Raw genomic sequence first — 5,639 nt, 5'->3', positions numbered from 1 at the left:
CAGCTTTGAGTTCAGGGTGAACCTTCTTCCACTTGGGCAGATAAGCTTGCTGGCCGTATCGCCCCACAGAGACTTGAGCCGTCTCGTATTGAAACTTTCTGTCGTTGACCAGACTGTTGTAGACCAGGCGGCATGTTTCGAGCGTCGCTTCTAGCTCACGGCTTTGCGCCCTGTCGGGATACAACCTGATTTTTAGACAGTTGCGATTCACGGTTGCATTATACCTAAAACTGTTTAGATTTCATGTGTTTTCGCGATACCAATCGAGGTATTGGTATTTATTGTCTTCAGAAAGACGATGCGCTATCCATCTCGCCCCATAAATGGGGGAGACTTCCGCGCTTTTTGTTAACCGGGATCGCGCCGGTCAGGGGAAAACCGCCATCTCACAGAAGATAAATTCATTGAGGAAAAAACCTGTGAACAAAGGATTGAATGCTCTCATCGTTGCAGCGACGTGTCTGCTACTGTTGACTGCGTCTGTCCCAGAGACACAGCTTATATCCATAATTGTTTATAGCTACACAAAACATCCATTGTTTTACACGCGGGGTTACGCAGCCTAACTCGTTATGAGAAGGACATTTCTCAAGATTTCGATGATATTAATCAATAAAATCTTCTTAATTATGATTATATCATCAATTCCATAGCCACGACACTCCGCGTTGACAAAGCATACGGGCTGTGATATACTGGATAAACAGATAAACAAGGTACATCAAAAAACATCCCCATTTAGGGGTGATTTTTTCAATCGACCAAAGCATATAGAGTGATCTCCAGTGCGGATTTCGATACGGCAAGATATCGCCAGCTCGGTAATAGACAGAGGACAGTATTTTTCATGTTGTTAAAGCGCTCTTTTTTAGGTTGCAGATCTATGCTCCTTCCGTGGCTGGCCGTCCCCCTCATGCTTCTTGCCGGTCCAGCAGCTCAAGCTCAGGATCTACCCGTCTACACCGACTCGCTTCAAAACGGCTGGCAGAACTGGAGCTGGGCGACGACGGATCTGGGCAACTCCAGCCCTGTCCACACCGGCGGGGATTCCATCTCCATCACTGCGGGCGCCTGGGCGGCGTTCTATCTGCATTCAAATCCGATCGACACATCGTCCTATGTCAGCCTCAGCTTCTGGATCAACGGCGGCGCGACAGGCGGGCAGCTCCTCCAGGTGGTTGCGGATCGCAACGGCAGCGGGCAGACTTCCTACCCGCTCAGCGCTCTGACCAGCGGGTGGCAGCAGGTCACGATCCCATTGTCGTCGCTCGGCGTGGCCAACGTGACGGACATGGACGGCTTCTTCATCCAGGACCGCTCCGGAACGGCCCAGCCGACCTTCTACATTGATGACATCTCGCTGGTCGGAATGCCGATCGGCAACGTCACCATCGACGCCGCCTCCAACATCCATCCGATCAGCCCCTATATCTACGGCATGAACTGGTGCAGCCCGGCCCAGTTGCTGGACATGAACAGCCGCAGCAACCGCGCGGGCGGCAATATTAACTCCACCTACAACTGGAAGACCAACGCGGGCAATCACGCCGCCGACTGGTTTTTCGAAAGCCTCGGAGGAGGGTCCACCGTTCCCGGAGACGGCGAAGACAGCTTCGTCACCAGCACCAAGTCAGCAAACGCCGAACCGATATTGACCATACCGACACTCGGATGGGTCGCCAAACTCGGACCGAATGGAGAGCATCTCGCCAGCTTCTCGGTCGCCAAATATGGAGCCCAGACGTCCACTGACCCCTGGTGGCCAGACGCTGGCAATGGCTACCTCCTTAACGGGAACCCCGTGACCGGCAACGACCCCAATGATGCTTTCATTCCGTCGGACGTGAACTATATCAAGCCGGACCTGACGCGCATTGTCAGCAAGTTCGGCACGGCTGCGAACGGCGGCGTCAAGTTCTACATTCTCGACAACGAAGTAGACGCCTGGCACGCCACACATCGCGGTGCTCACCCGGTTGGCGCGACCATCGATGAAATGCTCAACTACACCAAGGCCTACGGCGCCGCCGTCAAAGCCGCCGACCCGACCGCCAAAGTCATCGGTCTGGAAGTGTGGAATTGGACCGGTTGTTTCACCAGCGGCTATGATGCGCAGCATGGCCAGGGAACCGACCGCTCGTCGCATGGAAACATGGATGTCTACCCCTACATTCTGCAGCAGTTAAAAGCCTACGAGCAGGCGACCGGCGTTCGCGCGCTGGACTATCTGAGCATCCATTTCTACCCGCAGGGGAACGACGCAAGCGGCGACAATAGCGTGGCCAATCAGCTGCTGCGCAACCGCGCCACGCGCCAGCTCTGGGACCGCAACTACACCTCCGAGAGCTGGATGAACACCAAGATTTACGCCATCCCGCACCTGAAGGACTGGATCAACACGTACTACCCGGGGACCAAGACGGCCATCACCGAGTACGCCTGGGGCGGCGACGACACGATGAACGGCGCGACGACCATGGCGGATGAGCTTGGCATCTTCGGGCGTGAGGGTCTCGACATCGCCACGCGCTGGGGCGTGCCGGCCAGCCCGAGCTACGAGGCTTTCAAGCTCTATAGCAACTACGACGGGAACAAGTCGACCTTCGGGGACACGAGCGTGGGGGCCACGGTCGTCAATCCAGACTATCTGTCGACCTTCGCGGCGATCCGTAGCAGCGACGGCGCCCTGACGATCATGGTGATCAACAAGACACTCTCGGGAACGACGCCGGTCACTCTCAACATTGCGAACTTCAACGCCGCCTCGTCGGCGCAGGTCTGGCAGGTCAGTTCTCCCGCCATCACCCATTTGCCGAACGTCCCCGTGACTTCGGGGACCATCAGCCTGACGGTCCCCGCCTCTTCGATCACCCTGTTCGTCGTGCCGACCCTCACGTCGCCGCTGCTAAAGACACTGACAGCCAGCGCTTCGGTGGTCGCCGGCGCGAACCTGACGGTATACGCCACCCTCCAGCAGCCTGCCCCCGTTGGAGGAGCTCATATATCGATCAGCAGCAGTTCTCCCGCGATTAGCTCCGGCGTGATCGTCATCCCTATGGGAGCTTCGAGCGGCGCAACAGTGCTCGCTACCCATCCCGTCGCCGCCGATACGCCCGTGGCGTTGAGCGCGCCCTCGGGCGCTACGACGAAGAGCGCGAATGTCACCGTACTCGCGTCATTGCAGACCATCGCCTTTAGCGCTCCGTCAGGCAAGGGCGGCCTCACAACCTCCATCGGCGTCGGGCTATACGGCCCCGCTCCGGCGGGCGGAGTGACGGTGACGCTGTCGAGCTCAGATAGCAAGATGCTGCCTGCGGGAACGCAATTCACGATTCCCGCCGGTTCGTTCTCCGCATGGCTGAGGGTTACACCCACGCCGGTCACCTCCGACACGGTCATCACGGCGACCGCGACGCTAGGATCCGTGACGAAGTCTGCAAGCTATACCGTAAAGCCAGCGGCGCTGCAAAGCGTGACGGCGCCCGCGAACGTGATCGCCGTTTTGAACATCACTGTCCGGGCTTACCTGACGAGCCCCGCGCCTGCGGGCGGGCTTGCCGTTCCGATCACCGCCAGTTCTGCGGGCATCACCGGAGGAACGATCACGATCCCTGCGGGAGCTCTGAACGGCTTGGGTGTATTCGGCTCGCATCCTGTCGCCGCCGATTCGGTCGTCACGCTGATGGGAAGCATCGGTGGTATGACGAAGAGTGCAAATGTCACCGTACTCGCGTCATTGCAGACCATCGCCTTTAGCGCTCCGTCAGGCAAGGGCGGCGTCGCGACCGCCATCGGCGTCGCACTGTACGGCCCTGCTCCGGCGGGCGGAGTGACGGTGACGCTGTCGAGCTCAGATAGCAAGATGCTGCCTGCGGGAACGCAATTCACGATTCCCGCCGGTTCGTTCGGCGCATGGCTGAGGGTTACACCATCCAAAGTCTCCGCCGATACGGTCGTCACGGCGACCGCGACGCTGGGCTCGTCCTCAAAGAGCGCGAGCTACACAGTGACGGCTCCGTGAATCGCCCGCTCGAAGTGGAAAGCACGGCGACCACGATTGAGGCTTGACCGGAATAGTCCATGCAATCGGATCCATTATCCATATGCGTTTTCGGATAATCATGGAAGAATAGTGATATGCACTTGTTAGCCATGTCCATAAATCGTTATGTGAAGATTTATGGACATGGAACGTTCTCCGTATGAATGGTTTCTTAGTAAAGATCGAAGGAAGATATCAACGAATGCCTGCCAATATGATATGCCTGTCTCTCCTCTGCGCCACAGTCGTTGTGGGAGGCGGCGTCGGCTTACGCGCTGCGGCCGCTGACATGAATTCTGCCGGAGCGCCCACGTCAATCCCGTATGCGACACTCCAGGTGATCTCCAGCGACGATTCCGACGCCGTCATCACCGAGAAGGCGGCGAAGGTTTTGCCGCGTCCCAATCAGACAGCCTGGATGCGGTTGGAGACGACCTTTTTCCTCCACTATGGTCCCAATACATTCAACAAGGTCGAGTGGGGCAGCGGTCTTGAAGAACCATCGGATTTCAATCCAACTGCATTTAATGCTAACCAGTGGTGCCGCGCAATTAAGGACGCCGGCGGCAAAATGATTGTGCTTGTTTGTAAACATCACGATGGATTATGTCTGTGGCCGACTCGTTACACTGGGCACTCCGTCGCCTCAAGTGTCTGGCTTGACGGCAAGGGCGACGTTGTGAAAGCAGTCGCAAAAGCCGCCCAGGCCAACGGACTCAAGCTGGGAATTTACCTTTCGCCTGCGGATCTCTACCAGCTGCGGATAAATCCGAAGAATCCTGGCGGATACTATGGGGACGGAAGCGAAAGCGTTCCCTCCGTCATCCCCACCGCTCCGGCCAGTTTCAAGAGCGATCCGGCTCAAGGGCGCACGCCGGCAAAAGGCTTTAAGAGTTACACCTATACGGTGGACGATTACAACCGCTACTTCCTCAACCAACTTTATGAATTGCTGACTGAGTACGGTCCAATCTCCGAAGTCTGGTTCGACGGCGCTAACCCGAATCCCAGCGTCCATGAAACCTACGACCACAAGTCGTGGTATGACCTGATCCGCAGCTTGCAGCCAAACGCCGTTATCATGGGCAAAGGTCCGGATGTGCGTTGGGTGGGCAACGAAGGGGGGTATGGACGCACCACGGAATGGAGCGTCGTCCCTCTGCCTGAGTCGCCCGACGAATTTATCTGGCCTGACATGTACGGAGATCTTGGCAACCGCGCTAAGCTCACTCCAGGTTCGCATCTTTGGTGGTATCCCGCGGAAACGAACTTCACGATACTTGACAACGGCGCGTGGTTCTGGGCGCCAGGGAAGAAACCCCGAAGCGCCTCGGAGTTGGTGGACGTCTATTACCGGTCGATCGGCCGTAATTCAAATCTCATTTTGAATCTTTCCCCGGACAGCCGCGGCCTGATACCTGACGATGAGCTGGCGGCTTTGAGTCAAATGAGTCGCATCGTAAAAACGACCTTTGCGAAGGATCTTGCCGTCGGCGGGAAGATCACCGCCGATACAAGCGGCGCCAACCGTGGCCCTTCTTTTGCGTTAGACGGAAACATCGATACCTGGTGGGAAGCCGCGCCAGGGCATACCAAT

At 57.1% G+C, this 5,639-nt stretch carries 3 protein-coding genes; 2 read left to right on the top strand and 1 reads right to left on the bottom strand.

The window, feature by feature from the left end; all coding sequences use genetic code 11:
• Positions 1–211: helix-turn-helix domain-containing protein (locus ABIZ35_RS25285; RefSeq protein WP_348222710.1), on the bottom strand; the 211-nt coding region annotated here is incomplete at its 3' end.
• Between the two features lie 672 nt (positions 212–883).
• Here ABIZ35_RS25285 and ABIZ35_RS25280 point away from each other — a divergent pair.
• Positions 884–4,021, top strand: coding sequence for a glycoside hydrolase family 44 protein (locus ABIZ35_RS25280; protein ID WP_348222709.1), 3,138 nt, complete (start codon positions 884–886; stop codon positions 4,019–4,021).
• A 223-nt stretch (positions 4,022–4,244) separates the two neighbouring features.
• Positions 4,245–5,639, top strand: a 1,395-nt coding sequence (locus ABIZ35_RS25275; protein WP_348222708.1) for an alpha-L-fucosidase, incomplete at its 3' end; no start/stop codon positions are given.

It is taken from the genome of Capsulimonas sp. (assembly GCF_039929585.1).
GTDB lineage: Bacteria > Armatimonadota > Armatimonadia > Armatimonadales > Capsulimonadaceae > Capsulimonas.
Note: the sequence above shows the minus strand (reverse complement) of the source record. Positions and strands in the feature narration are given on the sequence as shown.

Excerpts from the sequence above, each read along its gene's own strand:
- ABIZ35_RS25280 (WP_348222709.1), top strand. The coding sequence starts at position 884 with ATGCTCCTTCCGTGGCTGGCCGTCCCCCTCATGCTTCTTGCCGGTCCA.